This is a genomic window from Mesobacillus persicus (assembly GCF_900109925.1).
In the GTDB taxonomy this organism is placed as follows: domain Bacteria; phylum Bacillota; class Bacilli; order Bacillales; family Cytobacillaceae; genus Mesobacillus_B; species Mesobacillus_B persicus.
On record NZ_FOBW01000001.1, the window covers coordinates 79980 to 100253 of the forward strand.

Annotated in this window: 18 protein-coding genes; 8 read left to right on the forward strand and 10 right to left on the reverse strand. The window is 38.1% G+C overall.

Annotated elements, in window-relative coordinates:
* Window positions 1-54: 54 nt before the first annotated feature.
* From BMX30_RS00425 to BMX30_RS00450, 5 genes are all read right to left on the reverse strand, one after another.
* Window positions 55-1422 carry an MATE family efflux transporter gene (locus tag BMX30_RS00425; protein WP_090740090.1) on the reverse strand — a complete coding sequence of 456 codons (1368 nt, stop codon included), beginning with the start codon at window positions 1420-1422 and terminating at the stop codon, window positions 55-57.
* A 444-nt stretch (window positions 1423-1866) separates the two neighbouring features.
* A complete protein-coding gene (locus BMX30_RS00435) occupies window positions 1867-2943 on the reverse strand; it encodes a polysaccharide deacetylase family protein (RefSeq protein WP_090740094.1) in 1077 nt (358 codons plus the stop codon).
* Between the two features lie 247 nt (window positions 2944-3190).
* Entirely contained in the window at window positions 3191-3583 is a 393-nt protein-coding gene (locus tag BMX30_RS00440; RefSeq protein ID WP_090740095.1) for a GNAT family N-acetyltransferase, read from the reverse strand.
* A gap of 139 nt (window positions 3584-3722) precedes the next feature.
* A complete protein-coding gene (locus BMX30_RS00445; protein ID WP_244532469.1) occupies window positions 3723-4625 on the reverse strand; it encodes a C40 family peptidase in 903 nt (300 codons plus the stop codon).
* Window positions 4626-4843: 218 nt separating this feature from the next.
* Window positions 4844-5029: a hypothetical protein gene (locus BMX30_RS00450; RefSeq protein ID WP_090740096.1), complete on the reverse strand. Its 186-nt coding sequence runs from the start codon at window positions 5027-5029 to the stop codon at window positions 4844-4846.
* A 382-nt stretch (window positions 5030-5411) separates the two neighbouring features.
* On the opposite strand from BMX30_RS00450, the gene BMX30_RS00455 reads away from it, so the two are divergent.
* From BMX30_RS00455 to BMX30_RS00465, 3 genes are all read left to right on the forward strand, one after another.
* Complete coding sequence (locus tag BMX30_RS00455; RefSeq protein WP_090740098.1) at window positions 5412-6173, forward strand: class I SAM-dependent methyltransferase; 762 nt, start codon at window positions 5412-5414, stop codon at window positions 6171-6173.
* A gap of 111 nt (window positions 6174-6284) precedes the next feature.
* Window positions 6285-6671, forward strand: a complete 387-nt coding sequence (locus tag BMX30_RS00460; RefSeq protein ID WP_090740101.1) for a hypothetical protein — start codon at window positions 6285-6287, stop codon at window positions 6669-6671.
* Between the two features lie 228 nt (window positions 6672-6899).
* Window positions 6900-7913, forward strand: a complete 1014-nt coding sequence (locus BMX30_RS00465; RefSeq protein WP_090740104.1) for a DUF3231 family protein — start codon at window positions 6900-6902, stop codon at window positions 7911-7913.
* Window positions 7914-8275: 362 nt separating this feature from the next.
* Here the strand turns inward: BMX30_RS00465 and BMX30_RS00470 are convergent, their stop codons facing one another.
* Entirely contained in the window at window positions 8276-9406 is a 1131-nt protein-coding gene (locus BMX30_RS00470; protein WP_090740107.1) for a S1C family serine protease, read from the reverse strand.
* A gap of 17 nt (window positions 9407-9423) precedes the next feature.
* Entirely contained in the window at window positions 9424-10635 is a 1212-nt protein-coding gene (locus BMX30_RS00475) for an FxLYD domain-containing protein (RefSeq protein WP_090740109.1), read from the reverse strand.
* A gap of 284 nt (window positions 10636-10919) precedes the next feature.
* Here BMX30_RS00475 and BMX30_RS00480 point away from each other — a divergent pair, with 284 nt between their 5' ends.
* A complete protein-coding gene (locus BMX30_RS00480) occupies window positions 10920-11354 on the forward strand; it encodes a hypothetical protein (RefSeq protein WP_211482043.1) in 435 nt (144 codons plus the stop codon).
* A gap of 208 nt (window positions 11355-11562) precedes the next feature.
* On the opposite strand, the gene BMX30_RS00485 is transcribed toward BMX30_RS00480, so the two are convergent.
* Window positions 11563-12090 (reverse strand): polysaccharide deacetylase family protein, encoded by a 528-nt coding sequence (locus BMX30_RS00485; RefSeq protein ID WP_090740846.1) that lies wholly within the window; start codon window positions 12088-12090, stop codon window positions 11563-11565.
* A 122-nt stretch (window positions 12091-12212) separates the two neighbouring features.
* On the reverse strand, window positions 12213-13217 hold the full coding sequence (locus BMX30_RS00490) for a glycosyltransferase family 4 protein (RefSeq protein ID WP_090740112.1): 1005 nt from the start codon (window positions 13215-13217) through the stop codon (window positions 12213-12215).
* A 643-nt stretch (window positions 13218-13860) separates the two neighbouring features.
* On the opposite strand from BMX30_RS00490, the gene BMX30_RS00495 reads away from it, so the two are divergent.
* From BMX30_RS00495 to BMX30_RS00505, 3 genes are all read left to right on the forward strand, one after another.
* A complete protein-coding gene (locus BMX30_RS00495) occupies window positions 13861-14724 on the forward strand; it encodes a mechanosensitive ion channel family protein (protein WP_090740848.1) in 864 nt (287 codons plus the stop codon).
* Between the two features lie 237 nt (window positions 14725-14961).
* Window positions 14962-16464, forward strand: a complete 1503-nt coding sequence (dacB, locus tag BMX30_RS00500; RefSeq protein ID WP_090740115.1) for a D-alanyl-D-alanine carboxypeptidase/D-alanyl-D-alanine endopeptidase — start codon at window positions 14962-14964, stop codon at window positions 16462-16464.
* 822 nt (window positions 16465-17286) lie between these two features.
* Window positions 17287-17880, forward strand: a complete 594-nt coding sequence (locus BMX30_RS00505) for a kinase (RefSeq protein WP_090740118.1) — start codon at window positions 17287-17289, stop codon at window positions 17878-17880.
* 121 nt (window positions 17881-18001) lie between these two features.
* Here BMX30_RS00505 and BMX30_RS00510 read toward each other — a convergent pair whose 3' ends face one another.
* Complete coding sequence (locus BMX30_RS00510) at window positions 18002-19384, reverse strand: class II fumarate hydratase (protein WP_090740121.1); 1383 nt, start codon at window positions 19382-19384, stop codon at window positions 18002-18004.
* A gap of 206 nt (window positions 19385-19590) precedes the next feature.
* Between BMX30_RS00510 and BMX30_RS00515 the strand changes: the two genes are divergently transcribed.
* Window positions 19591-20241: an acetate uptake transporter gene (locus BMX30_RS00515; protein ID WP_090740124.1), complete on the forward strand. Its 651-nt coding sequence runs from the start codon at window positions 19591-19593 to the stop codon at window positions 20239-20241.
* Window positions 20242-20274: the final 33 nt, after the last annotated feature.

Genomic DNA, 20274 nt, shown 5'->3' on the forward strand with positions numbered 1-20274 from the left:
TTCGTCTGAAGCTTTCATACACCGAGAAAGTATATTCAACGTAGGGTTGCGGGTTTATATAGAGTCACCGTGAACCTCGGTGATTTTACGTTGAACAACTCGAAGTCGAAATAAAAAGCCAATTGCTGCAAAGGTGAGCCCTAGAGAAATGCCAATCCAAAATCCAAATGGGCCCAGTTCTGTAAATGCTGCAAGCGAGTAACCGGTAGGAATACCTATGATCCAGTAGGCGATAAACGTAATAATAAAAGGTAGCTTCACATCTTTATAGCCTCGAAGAACCCCCTGTAACCCTGCTTGTGCTGCATCAGATATCTGGTAAAAAATCGCAATAATAAAGATTTGTCCTGCTAAGGCAACAACGTTTGCATCCTGAGTATAAAGGTAAGCAATGGGCTCCCGGAAAAAGTAGAGAAACACGGCTCCTACCATTAAGAAGCCAATTCCACCTAAAACACCGATATAACTATATTGTTTTGCAGTTTGATATTTACTCCCCCCGACTGAAAATCCAACAACAATCGTCAATGCCATTGAGATGCTCAGTGGAATCATAAATATAAGCGATGTAAAGCTTAGGACAATTTGATTTGCTGCGATTGTAACTGTTGAAAACATTGTGCCGATAAAGAGTGTTACCACTGAAAAAATACTTGCCTCAAAGAAAATCGATAATCCGATCGGAATTCCTATTGATAGCTGTTCTTTCCATGCTGTCCAGGAAGGTTTTACCCATTTCACAAAAAGTTGATAGTTCCTAACGCTTTCTAATTTAAATGTCATTAGAATACTGAAAAAGAAAATGATCCAATAAGTAGCAGCCGTTGCGTACCCAGCTCCAATTCCACCAAGTGCTGGTAACCCAAAATTCCCGAATATAAAACCGTAGTTTAATAGTACATTGAAAGGAACAGCGAGTACCGTGATAAACATCGTAATTCGAGTATATCCATGGCCATCAAAAAAGTTTCGAAGGACGTTGGCTAAAAACAAAGGAATGATTCCTAGTGATAGTCCGATTAAATAATGAAAGGCAATCCTGTGTACTCCTGAATCTAAACCCATAAAGGTTAATATGGGATCGAGGACGAAATAACCAATCACAACGACCAAAATCGATAGGATAACTGCTAAATAAAGCGATTGGGTTACCGAGTAATGGATTTTATCATGCTGTTTTTTCCCTAAATACTGGGCTACGATAGGTGTGACCGCTAGTAAGATTCCATTTATCCCTGTGAATATAGGCATCCATAAACTTGAACCAATTGCAACACCAGCTAGATCATCTGTTCCAACCCGACCGGACATCATTGTGTCCACTAGGTTCATGGCGTATAAGCTTATTTGCGTAACCATAATCGGCCACAGGATGGAGAGAAATAATATTAGTTTACTCTTAGTTGTCTCTGCATGGTACATGTATTTCCCCCTATGTATAAGTTCATAAATTGTTATCAGTTCCTCACGGAAATCGTTAACGGTAAAAAGGATATCAACAAGCAATTTTAGCAAAGGTTAGTTATAATTTCAATGGAGTTTTTAATGGGCTTTTTAAATAATAGGGTTGAGTTTACTAAAAAGTTGATTGTATGGGCATTCGAGAATCCTCGATAAATGTATCAACATTATCTCGGTACTGTGTTTTTCGACTATGTTAAAAAGTTCTGTGGGAGTGGGGCCTCTCAGTATGAAGCTGAGCAGAATGAGGAACTTATTGGATTTGCAACGCTTTACTCTACTTTTAATACCTTAAAAGTAAAAAAAGGGGGGAAGAGGTCGGAGTGGTTGGTATATGAAATTCGGTAAGTGTGGTTTGGCATGTTTCAAAAAACCAGATAACCCAAAATGGTTATCTGGTTTCTCTTATTGAGCTAATAAGGTTTGGATGGTAACAAATTGATAACCTCGTTTCTGCAAATCATCAATAATTTGGGGAAGTGCTTTAACTGAACCGTCTAAAAGTCGCCCTTCTTGGAAGTTATGTTGTAGGACGATTCCTCCAGGGGTAGTCTTATTGTTTACAATCTCTAAAATTTGTTCTGCTGATGCCCCACTCCAGTCGAGGGTGTCGACTGACCACATTATGTTTCTCATCCATAAGTCATTTAAGATCTTTACATCTGCTTTTGTTACTGCTCCATATGGTGGGCGGAAAACATCAGGTTTCCTGCCAATCACTTGTATCATCTCTTGCTGGGTTTTGATAATTTCTTCTCGTACAGTGGATGACCATTGTTTTCTCAAATCCGGATGATTAAAGGTATGGTTGCCAATTGCGTGACCCTCATTAACTATCCGTTGCATAATCTCTGGGTGAGAACGCAATTTTTGTCCCATCACAAAAAATGTAGCAGGAACACCTTTCGTTTTTAAAATATCAAGAATTTGAGGGGTATAGAAAGCTTCAGGACCATCATCAAACGTCAATGCGACAAGCTTTTTAGATGTGTTTCCTTTTTTTATTGAATTCGGCCTTACAGTTATATTAGAGGTGATAAAGGTCCGATTAAGCTCTTGGTCATATCTTACAATCATGCCAAGCTTTTCTGCTACATCCACAAGTGGAACGAATATTTGTCCTTTAAATTCAATTGCTTCAGTGGTTAGCGTTCCTCTTTTCCATGTATTATTTGCCCTAACGTATTCGTCCGTAAACTTCTTTCCGACTGGAAGAGCTATTTTTTTTTCTTTGGCTTGGAAAACAACGGACTGATATTCTTTATCCCAGTCAACCAATGCGCCGGAATGCTTGAAAAATAATGCAGGTACTAGCAAATGATTATTTCTCATTAAGTATTTGGTATTTATCGGTTCGTCATCAATGTAAATGGGAGCCTCAGGAAGCATTGATTCTTCAGCTAGAACATTCGGTGGAATAAGAGACATCATGAGAAAGATAATGAGACCTTTGTATACTAACTTATTTAAGTGACATTTCATTACTGTGTTCTCCTTCTTTTTATATAAGGTGTAAAACGACGACAACAGTTTCGTTTAATTTCATTTTCATCTTAGGATTATATGAATGTGAGGAGGTTATTCATTTGTTTTTCGATTATGGGTTAGTTGTAGATTTATGGGGACAGTGAAGAGGGGCATTCAAAGTTTTAAGTTGAAAAATCCTTTGAATGTCCCTAGGGTTCTTTATTTTATCCCCATTTTGCAGGGGGGTGTTCAAACATGTTTATTAAATGGTAACGGGTCGCTTGTTTTTATGTTCCATTTTGGTTTCTTTCGCTAGATCCAATTTTTCTAAAAATGAAGCTGTTGTTTCGGTGGGTGATAAAGTGTTGTCAGGGTAGATTTCTAATAATGCTTCGACCATCAGCTTTCCAAATCCCTTATCACGATGCGAAGGGTTAACGGAAAGATGGTGTAATAAGATTTCCTGATCATTCAATTCAATGCCGACAACCCCGATAATTCCCTCTTCTTCTTTCCAAAGATACAATTGAAGGTTTTGTTCCTTGTCATATTCATTTATCGTTTTTAATAGATTTTGTAGTTCCTTTTCATTAGGATTAAATGATAAAAGCCCCATAGCGATTTTTTCGTAATTTTTATTATAACGAATCAACATCGAGTTATCCCTCCCAGATACCCTGCTCGATTAACGAGAGAGCATGAAACTATTGTTCGTATTTTCTACGAACTTTCTCTATACAGCAAATCCATATCGATAACTACATTATGACATAAAATGGATTTTATGTTATCCGTTAAATTCTGCGAACTCGTCCGTTAAACGTTTCTTGCCAATATCCTGATGTCATATCGGCAATGGCTACCCCAGTGGAGCTTTGCGAACCTATAAATTTTCCGTTTCCAATATATATTCCTACATGACCATCTTTTTTATATGTATCAAAGAAGACAAGGTCACCTGGTTGAAGGTCGCTAAGTGGAATTGGCTGTCCAGCATGTTTCAATGAATCTGTTGTGAGACCAACTTCAATGTTTGCCTCGGAAAACGCCCAATGAACAAAGCCAGAACAATCGAATCGTCCATTAGCAATATCTGCTGCATTTCTCCCTCCGCCATATACATAGTTGGAGTTACCGATTTTTCGGATGTTAGTCAGTTCGGTAAGTTTTATTTTTAATACCTGTTTTTTATTTTCATAATGGTGCTTCGCTATTTCCTGTTGTTCCAATAGTTCAATGTCATTTTCAAGGGTACTAGTAACAGCACCATTTTGTTTGTTATCATCTTTAAGTCTAGATGATTGATGAAGGAGCTCGAAGTAAGTACCATTCACTCCTTTTTCCTTATATGTAATTGCACGTTCTTTAAGTATTTGATTTTTATCATCGATGCTTTGACGAATGGTCTTAATATCATTTTCTACTTGTTTGACTTCGGATTCAAGAGTTTTATAATCGGATTCGGCCATTTCCATCCATCTGGATTTTTCAGCAACTATATGGTTTAACTCTTCCAATTGACTATCTAAAATGATAAGATCCCTTTCAAGGTTTGATTGCGTCGATTTCAATTCCGTTAAAATCTCTTCTTGCTTTGGATTCATAATAAATTCAGCTTGTCCTTTAGGGATAAAATATTCATAACCCCCGACAAATAAAAAAATTAATCCTATCAGGATAGACACCTTTTTTTTCATATGTATCACTTCCTTTTATTTAGCAGTTATCGATTTTAACTAAATATTTTAATATTCTGATACTTTTTTCAGATTATATCAAACAACTTTATCAGTTACGTAATAATAGCATTACATTTCTATTGCAGAGACTGGTGGTTCATTTATTCTACTCGCAACAAGTGCAGACCATTAAGACAAAACAAAAGGAAGGTATCCGAACCTTCCTGAACCTTTGATTAAGAGCGTTGTACTGTAGAAGAGGAGAAGTTCTTAATCATTTGCTGTAAGTTTCTTTGTCCTTCTCTTAATCTAATCGTCTCTTCAATGATTTTTTGAAATCCTTCTAATTCTCGATCGGATGCGTTCAATAATGACTTTGGTATACCTTCGACGATTTGTTGTAGGGAGAGTTCCATGGCCATATTTATAACCACCTTTCTAATTTTTCGTTAGAAATCGTTATCTTTTACTAATATCTTTTATAATAATTGCTTTTTTCCTGCCAACATGTTAAAAAACTTCTCAACAATATTCAGCAAAATATACAATAGAATAAAGAAAACTAATTCATTCCCACAAAATCCGACGGAAAGTTTGTGGTGTTAATTGGAAAATGTAGAAAAAATTATAGGGTGTAGCTATAATTATATTTGAGTTAATTGGAAGAATCTTCATATAAAAAATTATCTGAGGGATTGCAAGTAGTGTTGCAGATGGTGAGATTTTAACAACTTATTGCATGGTTTTCTTAGAGTTGATTCTTTTCGATTTATAAAATTTATCTTTTGAAAGTTGGGGGAACGAATGGTTAGTTATTATGGAAGGCTTTCATCAGAAGTATATAATTTGGATAAGCCTGTAGGACACTCTTTTGGGGATATTGAGTTTTATCAGGAACGATTGTTTTCTTGTGAAGGGAAGGTTTTAGAACCTGCAACAGGCACTGGGCGTATTCTCATTCCGCTCCTTGAAGCTGGATTTGATGTGGAAGGTTTCGACAGTTCTGTTGAAATGCTGACGGTTTGCCGTGATAATTGTGAGGTCAGAGGACTAGCCCCTAAGCTTTTTGAAGCAAATATGGAGTCTTTTAATTTAGACTCGAGGTATGATGCCATTATCTTGCCAGCGGGTACCTTCTTGTTGATTGATGATCGTGAACGGTCGATTAATACATTACGAAATTTTCATCACCACCTTTCAGATGGTGGAAAGCTGATTCTAGACTTATTTTTACAGACGGATGTTTCGATAGGAAAGGTTACGACTAGAACGTGGGAATGTGAAAACGGAAATTTAATTACCCTACAAAGCTCTGTTATTCAAGTAGACTACTTGAATCAGTATACGGTTTCTCATGGCCGGTACGAAAAATGGCGCAACGGTGTCCTAATTCAAACGGAACTTGAACCATTTCCACTACGGTGGTATGGGATAGAAGAATTTAGGATGATCTTGAAAGAAGTTGGTTTTGAGGACATTGTTATATCAGCGGATTACCAATATGGGCAATACCCAGAAAACGCTGGCCAAGTGATTACCTTTGAAGCAAAGGCCAAAAAAAGGTAGGTGCCAGGCACCATCCAGATTTTAGTGGGTGTCTTATTGGCTTGTTCTGATCAGGATATTTTCTCTTTCTTAACGCAAAATAAAAGAAAAGAGGAAAAGGGTCTGATATAGGTGAAGAAAACAGTAGTATTCATAACGGTTCTTTTTTTTATTACATGCCTTATGATGAATAACAGTAGTGCCTCAGATCATTTAGAAAAAGATGATTTGGAGAATGTAACGATTAGTTTGTTACATCCGGCCGTAGTTCAATCATTGAAAAAGCACTATGGGGGCATTACTCAATTTGAAAATTTGGAACTAGTGAAGATTGTGCCTCGGCAAACGCCTGCTGATTTAAAAGATGATTCAGCTTTTAAATCACCAGGTTCCGTCTATGACCTAACAGTACAACTTGTTGCAATTGTTGGTGAAGGAAAAAAAGAAGGCGTCACCATTATTCTAAGCAATGAGTTTTCAAAGAATGGATTTGAAGTTGTTTCATTTGAGACCGATTAATTACATCCTTAGGACTGCTCCTTTAATTGGGAAGCAGTTTTTTTTGTAAGGAATGTAGCATCAACCCTGTTAGCGTCTTATAGTTAAGGGAAAAAGTGGTAGGTGCCAGGCACCATCCAGGAAGTGGAAATCATTAACGAGCAATAGTTTACGGCACGCATTAGAATAATTTGGACTAAAAACATTTAAACTAATTGAAGGTCTAAATTGAAAACAGGGGGGAGTTTCATGGATGATACAAGCCATAGTAAGGTTCGGTTAACATCGGCAGAAATTGCAAATTTATGGTCTCAATATGTAAATGACAGTATGTCTATATGTATTTTAAAGTATTATTTGAAGAACGTTCAAGATAAAGACATTAAGTCCATTCTGGAATTTGCTTTAGAGTTATCAGAAAGGCATTTAGAGAAAATAAAGGAATTCTTAGATGAGGATAAATATCCGATTCCAAAGGGATTTACAAATGAGGATGTTAATCCTGATGCTCCACCATTATTTTCTGATATCTTCATGCTTATATATATGCATATTATGACCATTCATGGGTTAACTGGGTATGCCGGGGCTGTAAGTACGTCAATTAGGAAGGACCAGATTAGCTATTTTATTCAATGCAATACAGAAGCAATGGAGCTTTATAAACGGATATTAGAGGTTTTGGTCGATAAAGGAATTGCAAGTCGACCGCCTAATATTAATGCTCCAGAAAAAGTGGACTTTGTAAAAAAACAGAGTTTTTTAACAGGATGGTTTGGGGATCGTCGTCCTCTAAATGCAATCGAAGCAAGCGGTATATTTTTTAACATGAAAAAAAACGTAGGCAAGATTGTGCTTGAAATAGCATTTAGTCAGGTAGCTCAGTCACAGGAACTACGAGAATATTTTCAACGTGGCCAAAAGCTTTGTGATAAGCATTATGAGATTTTTGGTGATTTATTATCGGAGAGTAACTTACCGTCACCCCCAAAATACGATTCTGAAGTATCAAGCTCTACTGTTTCACCGTTTTCAGACAAGCTAATGTTATATCAGATTGTTACATTGATTTCTACAGCGTCTGGATATTATGGAGCGGCTTTTTCGTTGTCGCAACGGCGTGATTTGGCAACTAAATATGCGATACTCATCGCTGAAATTGTAAAATACGCAGAAGATGGGGTAAATATATTAATTGATCACGGGTGGATGGAACAGCCACCAACATTTGATGATAGAAGAGAATTAGCTTCTAAAAAGTAACTTTGTTAGGCTGATAAGAAGAAGTGCATAAAAAGGGGTGAGCTTTTTATGCTCACCCCTTTCTGATCAATGAGATTTGGAACTTTACTTTAAGAATACTCCGGTGCTTAAGCGAAAGCAGGCATTCTCATCATATTTAAAAGCCTTGAAGCGCTACTGCTAATCGCGAATGCTGCTCTTAAAACCCTAATAAACAAGGTTGGTAATAAGCGAAAAAGAATATTCAAAGTAAATCCCTCCACATTGAAGTTTAGTGTTATTGAAACACTACTTATAGGATGTCCCTAATATTGAAATTCGATTTAAATAATGAACGATTTTAACAAAAAACTGGATGGTGCCTGGCACCATCCAGTTTTCTCCTATTCGAGGGTTTCTCCTTTACCGGAGATGATTTTTAATTGATCGTTCTCATAACTTAACTCGTAAGTGACTTTATAGTTTGCTGATTTACTGGAATCTTTATTTCGTTCTTCTGCTGAGATGAGGGCGATGACATTTGCAGAGTCACCTTCTGTTGTTACTGTAATATCTTCTACAAAGACAGCTGTAGTATTAATATAGCCTTTTCGAAAGTGTTCATAACTCGTTGTGGATTGCCATGAGCTTCCCAGAAGAGAGTAGGCTGTGACATAATCACCGAGGTTTAAACTTTCATAAAAGTAATAAATCACATATTCAGCATAATCGCCAACTGAATCTGTACCCTCATATAACGATTCTTCGGCCTTATATGTCACATTAGGTAACGTAGTCATGGGGGTTTCCGACCAAGCTTCAATAAGGGGAAGTACATCGACGATTGGAATACTAAACCCAATTGTCCCTTGATTTGAGGCAGCTGAATTAATACCTAATACTTCGCCTGTCTTACGGTCGATTAAAGGCCCGCCGCTATTTCCTGGTGCGATAGGGGCCGAAATTTGGTATACATCGTCATAGTCAAATGGATCAATATTCAAATCACGGTCTAGACCACTAATGATCCCAGTGGTGACCGTGTTTTGAAATCCTAGGGGACTACCTAGTGCCAATACTTCATCACCAATCTCGGCTTTACGAGACCGTGAAATTTTCAACGGTTCTACTTTCTCTAGGCCAGGAACGCGGACAATAGCAATGTCCGTATCATTGCTAATTCCGATTACTTTCCCTGTAAATTCCTTCGAATCTGTTGATTTTACTTTGACTTCTTTTGCGTTTGTGACGACATGTGCATTCGTGACGATATCGCCTTTATCGTTGTATAGGAATCCGGAACCAAGGGACCCATCCTCTAGTTCAATTTTGACAACAAGTTTTTGAGTCTGGTGTATGATCTCTTTAAAGTCTTTAGTCTCTTGTTGATTCGGTATTGTAGCATCCTTTTCAGTTACTAGGTTAGAGGAGGCTGTCAGTTGCTTAGGTATATCCTCTTTTAAAAATAAGAAGGCATAAAAACCTCCCCCAAAAATTAGGAGGGTCGATACAATACTAATTATCCACTGTTTCATTTTTAGTTACCGCCCCCTCAATTGAGATACCAAGTAATATTATCGACTTCAACATCCCCGTCCTGATTGAATCCATAATAAACGTCTTCGAACGAACCCGATTCTCCGGGACTCAATTCGTACGGATAAACGGAAGTGGTACCAGTATCCAGATGCTCATTATTTTCATCATAGATAGAGTAATGGATTGTAACAGAGGTTATCGCCTTTGTCGCCACATTTTTAACTGTACCAGATAAATAAAGATCGCCATATTTATCCACATTCACTGTAAAATCATCTACTTCTACAGCTGCTGTGCGATTTTTCAAATCCTCTTGAGCAGCCATTTCCATAGCTTGTTCAATTCTTTGTTGTTCTGCTAATTCAAATGCAGCTTTTTCTTGTTCCACACGTTTTTTTAATGCTAATAGTTTTTCATTATTAATGGCATATTGTAGGCCTTTATCAATCGTGTAAAAGGCTTGAGTAAATTGCTTGTTTGCTAATTTATTTTCTGCTTCATCAATACTAATTTTAACGATTTTACTTAAGATTTCGCTCTTGACTGCACTAGCTTCTTTATTTGGTAAGGAAGCTATGATGGATAATTTACCGGCCAATTGATCAATTGTTTCTAGGTCATTAAGCTCTTGTTTTATCGTTCCGACTTTAATGCTAACATCTTTTTCATCCATTTGTTCGTAGAATGGGATAAAAAATGGGCTATGATTTAGGGCTACTTCATCTCTTAAATTAGCAAGTTCCTTTGAGGCCTGAGAAAATTGCGTTTTCTTAATATTTTCGTTTATCTTGTTTAGCGTCATTTCGTATTCAATTGCCTTATTAATTACGTTTATATTTAGTTCCAATGTAGTGAAGCCTGGACGACTTGACTGTGCTTCTAACAAAAGTTGCTTTGCTTTTTCATAATCCCCTTGTAAAGCTGTTTCTTCGGCCGTTTGGTTTAACTCTAACACATCCTTATTTAAGCTTTTTTCCTGAAAATAATAGATAGTTAGACCAGAAGTGACGAGTAACAAACTTAAAATAGGGAGAAGAATAGGCAAAATTTGAACGAAGTGTTTTTGTTTACGTTTAATTTCTAAGCTGGCTGCTTCCTCAAGATGATAAGAATCTATATCCACAGAATCTAGTTTTAATTCAACATTTGTTTCTATTTTTACCCCGCATTGAGAGCAATAGTTGGAGTTCTTAGCAAGCTTCTCCCCACATTGGTGGCAATACATTCAAAAATTCCCCCTTGGAGCCTATCTCTAAATAGTCATTTTATCATACATTCCCTATTGAACATCGCAAAAATTATTTCCTTTTTCCTGGAAGGTGCCAGGCACCTTCCATTAAGGCACCTTCCATTATCTTCCACGAATTGTAATTTAGTTAACTTCTTGGAATTGGAAATTAATTTTTGGGTAAAAACGGGCGGATGTCTATTACATAATTCATGTATAGGAATAGGATGGTAACGTAATTGATATAGACGAATGAAACAAATTTGGAGGGAATGCTCATAATGTACGGACATCAACCATTTCATATGAATCAGAGGACTTCGGGATTTGGACCACTTGGAGCAGGATTAATTGGAGCCGGTTTAGGCTACTTAGGCGGAGAAATATTAGACGGCCCGGACGGGTACGCAGGCCCAGGGTACGGCGGGTTTGGATCACCAGGATTTGGTCCAGGGTACAGCGGGTTTGGATCGCCCGGATTCGGCCCAGGATACGGTGGATTTGGAGGCCCCGGGTATGGAGCCGGCGTAGGAGGATTTGGAACACCAGGATATAACCCAGGTTTTGGCGGATACGGTGGCCCAGGATACGGTGGATTTGGAACGCCAGGATATGGCCCAGGAGGATTCGGAACACCAGGATTCGGCCCAGGATATGGTGGCTTTGGAGCCCCAGGATATGGCGGCGGATTAGGTGGATTCGGTACGCTAAGATAGCGCCTTGAATTCGATAGAATTCGATATCTGGTTTGGTTCAGACAATTGTTAAAAAGGTAATTCTCAAGGGGTAAGACTAGCAAACTTTTCTATGATCAAAAACATGATATTTTAAAACACGGCCTTCATTGTGAAAAGCCGTGTTTTTATTGCGAATATTATACATTTAACGACCCACACAACTACTAAATAAAAGGTAAAACTATGACTATAAATTCGTAAAATGATATCCTCTATCTTTTATTTCTTGAATTAGCTCTGGGAGAATATCCAGTGTTTGATGTAATTCATGAAGAAGGATAATTGATCCATCTTCTAGATGGTTAATTACGTTTGTAATGATTTGTTCTGGTGAATCTTTAAGCTCCCAGTCCATTGAAGCGATTTTCCATAAAACAGGAACCAAGTTTAAAGCTCGAGCCGCTTCTATTGTGTCGTCGTTGTACTGTCCGAATGGCGGACGAAAGTAGGTGACTTTATTTCCAATTATAGATTCTATCTTGGCAACACTATGCGCAAGGTCACGATATTGGCCTTCATAGTTTAATTTTGATAAGTCGCGATGTTTACAAGAGTGGGTCCCGATTTGGTGGCCTCCAGCTAATACTCGTTGCCATGGGCGTTGATTATGTAATAGACGAGATTGCCAAAAGAAGGTTGCCGGAACCTTTTCTTCCTCTAAGATATCGAGTATCTCGGGGAGAACACGACTTGGACCGTCATCGAATGTTAACATTACTGAGTTCAGAGCTTTGTTTTTTACCGATGTTATGACTTGAGAATCAGTAGAGTCGTACACGACCCTAGAGCTGTTAACCACTCATGGACTTTTCACTGATAAACTCTCCTCTCAAATTTTTATATATTCTTATGAAGGATATTATTATAAAGTTTTAATAATGACTTTGCTTCATTTGAATTTGAATGGTGTTTATGAATATGCTCTTTTCCTGACTGTGCTAATTCATCCCTTTTTTTAGTGTCAACCAATAGACACTCTGCACACTCAAGGAATTCGACTAGGTCTTTGTAAACAAAGCCAGTCGTGCCATTGTTGACAAGACTCCGATTACCATGATTATCAGAGACCAACACAGGCAGACCGTTAGCCATGCCCTCCATGATGGCAGTTGATTGCCCTTCCGAATGAGAGGTGTTAAGGAGAGCATCGGACTGTCCATATATTGCTCCCATCTTTTCATGAGGGACCTCACCTATATATTGAACCCAATCCGAATATTGCTGGACTAGTTCTTGCACAACATTACCTTCTGAAGCTTCTATGATTGGTCCGACGATTACAAGTCGGATATTGGGGTGCTTTTTATGTAAAACCTTCAGAGCTTTGATTGCGAATGGGACGTTTTTAATCTTGCGAATTCCGGCTGGAAGAACAAACATAAAAGTGTCCTTTTCCTTTATCATGGGGAAATCAACATCCTCAAAATCGCTAGTATCTTGTGGGATGACAACAATTTTATGGGCTACCGAGGGTACTTCTTGTTTTAAAATCTGTTTTGCTTCCTCGTTAAATACATGAACAGCTGATGCTTCAACGACAGATTCAATCACATCAGCCCGTCTTTTTTTATCAAATAAATCATTGTTTAAATCGGTTCCTGTCATCGTTACGATATAAGGGTTTATTTTATGTTTAAGCTGTTGTTTAAATTTGTAAAAACGATAGGAGTTAAAGCCGTGTATGATATCCGCAGGTGGAAGAACTGTAATTGTCTGGTCCTCCGTCACTGATATTATCTCCGTTTCTACGTTTTCGGCCGCTAATTTCTCAGCAATACGCTTTACAGTTACCGTATTTCCACGTGGTTGGTGGAAATTAGGCGTCACTAACAATATTTTCATATCGACACATCCTAATAAATAGATCTGTTTACTCTTAGTTGTAATATAGGCTTTGAAATAAACTAAGTGTGGATATATCATAGCAAAATTATAATGGTTGAACCAATGATAAAAACTTAGGCATGGAGCTTCTCCCTCCGCAGTTTAATATGAAAACTGTTTTCTTAAATAGTGTAATCTTGGTATATAACCATTTACAGTAAATTAGCGGGGAGATTGCTTCATTTAGTAAAACCTAAGTCGGTGGCAATCAGGTGATGACAGGACTACGGCCTCCCTTAAGGGCATGGGTATGCTAAAAAGTGCAAAGTTGGGGACCAATCGTGCACTTCTAACTAGAGAAAGAGGTCTTGAACTTTACAGGTTCCGTCTTGCAAAAGACTAGTATGGTTTTATAGATGGAAGTTTTGCGACTGGAAAAATCTCGAGGTATTTCCAGGGAAAGGAAAAACTTCGACAAGAATAGAGATGAAGTAAGTGGTTTTTTCTTTCTTTTGAACTATCCTTCGACAAAAAGTAAGAAATTTCATTGTCATAAGTGTTTAAGGTATACTGGTTCTGGGTAAGGAATATAATCTGGTATGTTTTTATAGGTCCAGATTAACTGCAAGAATTTCATATGGATTAGGAAGGAATGGTAGTGTTGTTTGACTTAGGAGATTTTAATTGGGAAGCATTGCTTATTAGTACCGGAATTATTATTTTAAAAGTAATCGGTATATTTATTGCTTTTGCGATTGTAAAAGCTATAGGGAACAAGGTACTTGAACGCACATTTAGCAGATTGATGAAGAGGGAGGAAATATCGCAAGGACGAGCTTTAACCTTGCAAAAGTTAGCAGAGAATATTTTGTCTTATGCGCTTATTTTTATTCTAGTTGCTTCATTGTTTAGCATTTTCGGGTTATCAGTGGCAAGTCTAATTGCTGGGGCGGGGATTGTCGGTTTAGCAATCGGTTTCGGTGCTCAAGGACTAGTCAGTGATGTGGTTACAGGCTTTTTCTTATTATTAGAAAAGCAAATTGACGTCAATGATTATGTGACGGTCGGAGCAATGGATGGAATCGTTGAATCTGTCGGTTTGAGGACTACACAAATCCGTAGTTTTAACGGAACCTTAAACTATATACCGAACCGTGAAATTACTAGTGTAAGCAATCACTCACGTGGAAACATGCGTGCGCTTGTGGATATTGGTATTTCATATGATGACAATATCGATAAGGCTATTGAGGTTATGCAGAGAGCTTGTGATCTAGTGGCTGCAGAGAATCCAGTGATCGCAGACGGTCCGAATGTAATTGGCGTCCAAGCATTCGGTTCATCCGAAGTAGTGTTACGCGTTATCGCGAGAACGGAAAACGGGGAACAGTGGGCAGTTGAGCGTCAGCTTCGTAAAGCAATCAAAGAAGCATTTGACGCCAATGGAATTGAAATCCCATTCCCACATCAAGTACTCATTCAAAAAAACAGTGAAAACCAAGGGCAGTCCTTTGGACAAGCCTAAAATTTGTAAGGTGCCAGGCACCATCCATAATTTGGATGGTGTCTGTTTTTTTTGACTTTCCGCGTGACTACTAAAGCTTAGATGCCCACTTAAGTTATGAAGACTCTTTAATTGTTATATTTGGGTAACAAATTCCTAGCCATATTATGCAGCTTAAAACCTCTTCATTCTGATGGTTTGTAAGCTTTACATTGTGGAATAATAATGAGAAAACATCAACGACGGATGTGAAGAGTTGTGCAAACGAATCAAAGTTTAAGGTATTTATGTTTAGTCTTCCTCTTGGGATTGCTTATATTTTTACCGGTACCCATTCACGAAAAGGCAGAATCCATTACTACTACAGAAAGTCTACGATTTGGAACAGCGACTAAAATAGAGTCCATTTTAAAGGATGAACGCCTACGGGGTGCTGTCACTGGTATAAGCATCCGCAAAGCGGATACTGGTGAGGTTTTATATTCTTCATTAGCTGATGTCCGGTTGCATCCAGCTTCGAATATGAAGCTATTAACTGCGGTGGCAGCATTGGAACAGCTAGGACCGGAATATCAGTTCTCTACTGAAGTATTAACAGATGGGCAAAAAAGAGGCAAAACGCTACATGGGAATCTCTATTTAAGAGGTAAGGGAGATCCGACCTTAATGAAGTCAGATTTTGAACGCTTCGCCAAGGAGTTGAAAGCCCAAGGGATAAATAAAATCCATGGGAACTTGATTGGGGATGACAATTGGTATGATGATGTGCGGCTATCTGAGGACTTAAATTGGTCGGACGAGTTTACCTATTATGGAGCCCAAGTATCAGCATTGACATTGTCTCCGAATGCTGATTATGACACGGGTACGGTAATAGTTAACGTTAGCCCTGCTACAAAAGAGGGGAAGACGGCTGTTGTAGAAATTACGCCTAGTACGGACTATGTACAAGTTTTAAATAAAATGAAAACAGTTGGAAAGGATGGGGTCAAGAAGATTTCAATTGAAAGGGAGCACGGAACCAATCAGATAGTTGTTAAAGGGACGATTCCGCTAACTAGTAAAAGGTCAAAATCATGGGTGGCTGTTTGGGAACCAACGGAGTATGCACTTGATGTCTTTAAAAGGACCCTCGTGGAAAATGGAATAAAGTTCAGTAGGACCTCTAAGGTGAAAACTGGGAAAACACCAGAGTCGACAAGCTTGTTAACTTCAAAAAAATCAATACCTTTAAAAGAATTGCTGATTCCATTTATGAAGTTGAGCAATAATGGTCACGGTGAAACCCTAACAAAAGAAATGGGCAGAGTTATATACGGCGAAGGAACCTGGGAAAAGGGCCTTCAAGTCATAAGGGAGACGGTGATGAGCCTTGGGCTAGATGAAGATACTATTGTACTTAGAGATGGTTCAGGCATGTCCCATAAAAATTTGATTCCGGCTAACGAACTTACCAAGTTGTTATACTCCGTCCAAAGCAAAAGCTGGTTTAAAAATTTCGAGAATTCATTGCCAGTCTCAGGAGATCCCGAGCGTTTAATTGGCGGGACATTACGTTCACGGATGACAGAAACACCAGTAAAAGGGAATGTGAAAGCTAAAACAGGAACCTTAACAGGTGTATCCACGCTTTCTGGATATGCAAAGACAAAGGCTGGCGAGGAATTAATCTTTTCAATTATGATTAATAATTATTTGGAGTCTTCTCCAGTAAAATCGATTGAAGATTCAATAATGAAGGCTATTGTGGGCTCAGAATAACCCAACGAACCAGGCTCAGTATGGGGCCTGGTTCGTTCTTTGAGTATTTAATTTAGCAGGGCTTAGTTGGATGATTAGTGCTTTCCAAAGGTAAGGCGGTGGTTAGAAATGATGTTATAGGGAGTCCATATTTAAAATGGACTTTCCATTGACATCGAGAGAAATAGGTAAGTTCTTATTGGGATTGATATTAACCCATTTAATTATAATAGATAGGATACGTTTCGATAAGTATGAAACGATTATCTTTTAATTAAGCATGTTTACATAACATTACTATCGTACCCTATAAGGTGCTCAATAACCCAAAAAAACTGGATGTGTATGATGAAAATGGAAAAAATCCATTCTTTAAGCTATTTAGTAATATCATAGCAATATAATATCAAGTGATATCAAAAAGCTAGCAATAACTATCACTCTATTGGTTGCTCAAAGTTTAAGAAAAAGAATGTGTAGGCAAAGGGTTCAACCACATGTAGAGGCACCATTTACCTTGTTTATATAATGATAATCGCTTTGTCATAAATAGGTATATTTTGCTTTTTCAAAATAAGATTCTCTTAGTAAAATTATAGTGATAAGGAGTACACAAAAATTCTGGTCAGATACTGATTAAACGAAAGGAGAGGAATAATGCCTAGTTTACTCGAAGCTAGAATGGCAGTTCACGAAATAGGCGGCTTTGTAAAACGAATTTTTCGAATCTAAAAAGAATCTAATTACATATATTTTTTAGCACATCCAATCAATTCGTTGTTCATTATGACCTACAAATATAGATAGAAGTAACGAGTAATTTAGTAAAGGTGAGGGCTAAATTTGGAAAAGAATTTGTTAGCAGTAGTTAATGAAATTTTAAAAATTAAAAAAGGCCAAAGGTTTATTATCGGTATCGATGGATTAAGTCGGTCAGGGAAAACAACACTTGTACAGAAACTAAGTAAGCAACTCGAGAAGGAAAATACTGAAGTTTGCGTATTTCATTTAGATGATTTCATCGTTGATAAGAAACACCGGTATCATACTTCAAATGAAGAATGGTACGAGTATTATCATTTACAATGGGATGTTGAGTGGTTAAAAGAGAACTTATTTCAAATGCTAAGAAGCTCAACCGTGCTTCAACTACCATTCTACGATTCTGTTAACGATTCTCATGAATTGAGGAGATATATTATACCTGAAACGTGCTATATCCTTATCGAAGGAGTTTTCCTCCAGCGAAAAGAATGGAAAAGATTCTTCGACTATACCATTTTTCTTCAATCTTCAAGGGAAAAAAGATTTAAGCGTGAATCGCCTATGACACAAAGAAACATGGAAAAATTCAAAAAGAGGTACTGGCAAGCAGAAGAATATTATGTCAAAACGGAGTCGCCGGAGAGACAAGCGGACCTAGTTCTTTTTAATTAGAAGGGAGACGAATTGAATCTCCCCTTTAAGAAGGTCAACCAACATATACTACCTTGTCGTATTTGGATACTCATATCATGCAGGTGCCAGGCACCATCCATTTTTTGAATGATTCCTTAGCTTATACCATGCTTCTTGGATCCAATAGCTTTTCGAGTTCTTCTGTTAGCATGCCTTTTTCTAGCAGAACTTGTTTTATCGGTTTATTTTCTTCATCTGCTTGTTTTCCGATTTGAGAAGCGAGGTCGTAGCCTAGTTTAGGACTTAATGCTGTTACCAAAGCAAGACTGGCTTCCATCCAGTTTTTACATATTTCTTCATTTGCTTGAATCCCGCTGACACATTTTGTGATAAGAGTTGGAATTGCGTTGGATAGTAAGTCAATGGACTGAAGCAAGGTGTGAGCAATGACCGGCATCATCACATTTATTTCCAATTGCCCTGCTATCCCGGCTGTAGAGATAGCCGTTTCATAACCAATTACCTGGCAACAGACCATATGAGTCATTTCTAAAATTGCAGGATTGACTTTTCCAGGCATAATCGTAGACCCTGGCTGTACAGACGGGAGCGTAATTTCTGCCAATCCTGTTCTTGGGCCCGAACTAAGGAGGCGCAAGTCACTTGTGATTTTAATTAAATGAATAGCTAGTTCCTTTAAAGAAAGTACCGTACGGAATGCTGCATTCGTATTTTGTGTGAATCCAAATAAGTTGGATGGTTCGCGGAAAGGTAATTTTGTACGATTACATATTTCCTTTATAACTTTCGGTGTATAGCCCGAAGCAGTGTTCATTTTTGTTCCGATAGCACTACCACCCAAGCCAATCTCATACAAGACGTCTAGATTCCGTTCAATCTGTTGTCGACAAGATTTAATTGTATCTGCAAACCCAGAGAATTCTTGGCCTAAGCGAATAGGAACCGCATCATGTAAATGGGTTCGGCCTGATTTCAAGATGGGCATAAACTCTTCGGCTTTTCTATCCAACTCCAACTCCAACTGTGAAATTGCTGGGAGGAGCTTGTGAACAAGATTTTCAGCTGCTGCGATATTAATTGCGGCATGAAAAGTGTCGTTCGTTGATTGCGACATATTGACATGATCATTTGGATGGACGCGATTTTCCTGTGAACGACCTAATATTTCTGAAGCTCTGTTTGCAATAACCTCATTGGCATTCATATTTTGTGAAGTTCCTGCCCCAGCTTGATACACATCAATAACAAATTGATCATCCCATTTTCCCTCAATTACTTCTTCGGAAGCTGCAATAATAGCTCCTCCCATTTCAGGTGAAAGTTTGCCTATTTCCATATGTGCTAAGGCTGCAGAGGCTTTAATAATTCCCTGAACTCTAATAAGAGAACGAGGGAAACGAAGTCCGCTAATTTGAAAATTATCTACAGCGCGTTGGGTTTGTGACCCGTAATACGCCTCCTTAGGAACCATTATTTTGCCCAAAGTATCATATTCCTCGCGATATTGGTTAGAAGAATTCATTTTTCTCTCCTTTAGAATGAAAGTTACTATGAATGGTATTGTTTCCAGAAAGGTGGGTTTATACCCAATGTTTGCCTTTGAAAAAGCCATTTGAATAAAAGCGAGGGCTAGGGAGCTGCCCTAGATGAATTGGTATAAAATGTTGTGGACTTTTTGGCAGTTCTCCTGTATTTTATTTAAGTATGTTTTTTTTATAGGAGGAAAATATGGAGTCTCAAACTACAACACAGGTTAAAATTCAAACTGCGGATCCATCGGCGATAGGACTATTTGGTCTAGCGATGGTAACGCTTGTCGCCTCTTCTCAAAAGCTAGGTATAACAGATGGGCTTTCATTTGTTCTTCCATGGGCATTTTTCCTTGGTGGAATTGCGCAATTGTTTGCAGCCACTCAAGATGCTAAACATAATAATACATTTGGAACAACCGCATTTGGTGCCTTCGGACTGTTTTGGTTTGGTGTCGGAACGTCATGGTTGATTCAATTAGGATTTTTTGGTGAAACACTGGCTTCCAATGCGGATCCTCGACAGCTGGGTGTTGCGTTTGTTGGGTATCTCATCTTTAGTTTGTTTATGACCATAGGAGCGATGGAAACACATAAAGTCTTGTTCTTTATTTTTGTATTTATTGATTTCTTATTTATCGGCCTTGCATTAAGCAGTTTTGGTATTTTCCATGAAGCGACACATATGCTTGCAGCTATTTCCGAATTAATTATTGCATTATTATCATTTTACGGTTCAGCAGCGGCTGTCTTAAATACACATTTTGGTCAAGTTGTTTTACCAGTTGGAAAGCCATTTGGAATTTTTAAAAAGAATGTCCAAACGACAGCAACCAAAAAAGTAGCATAGATTAGAGAGAGGCGCTCACAAATGAGCGTCTTT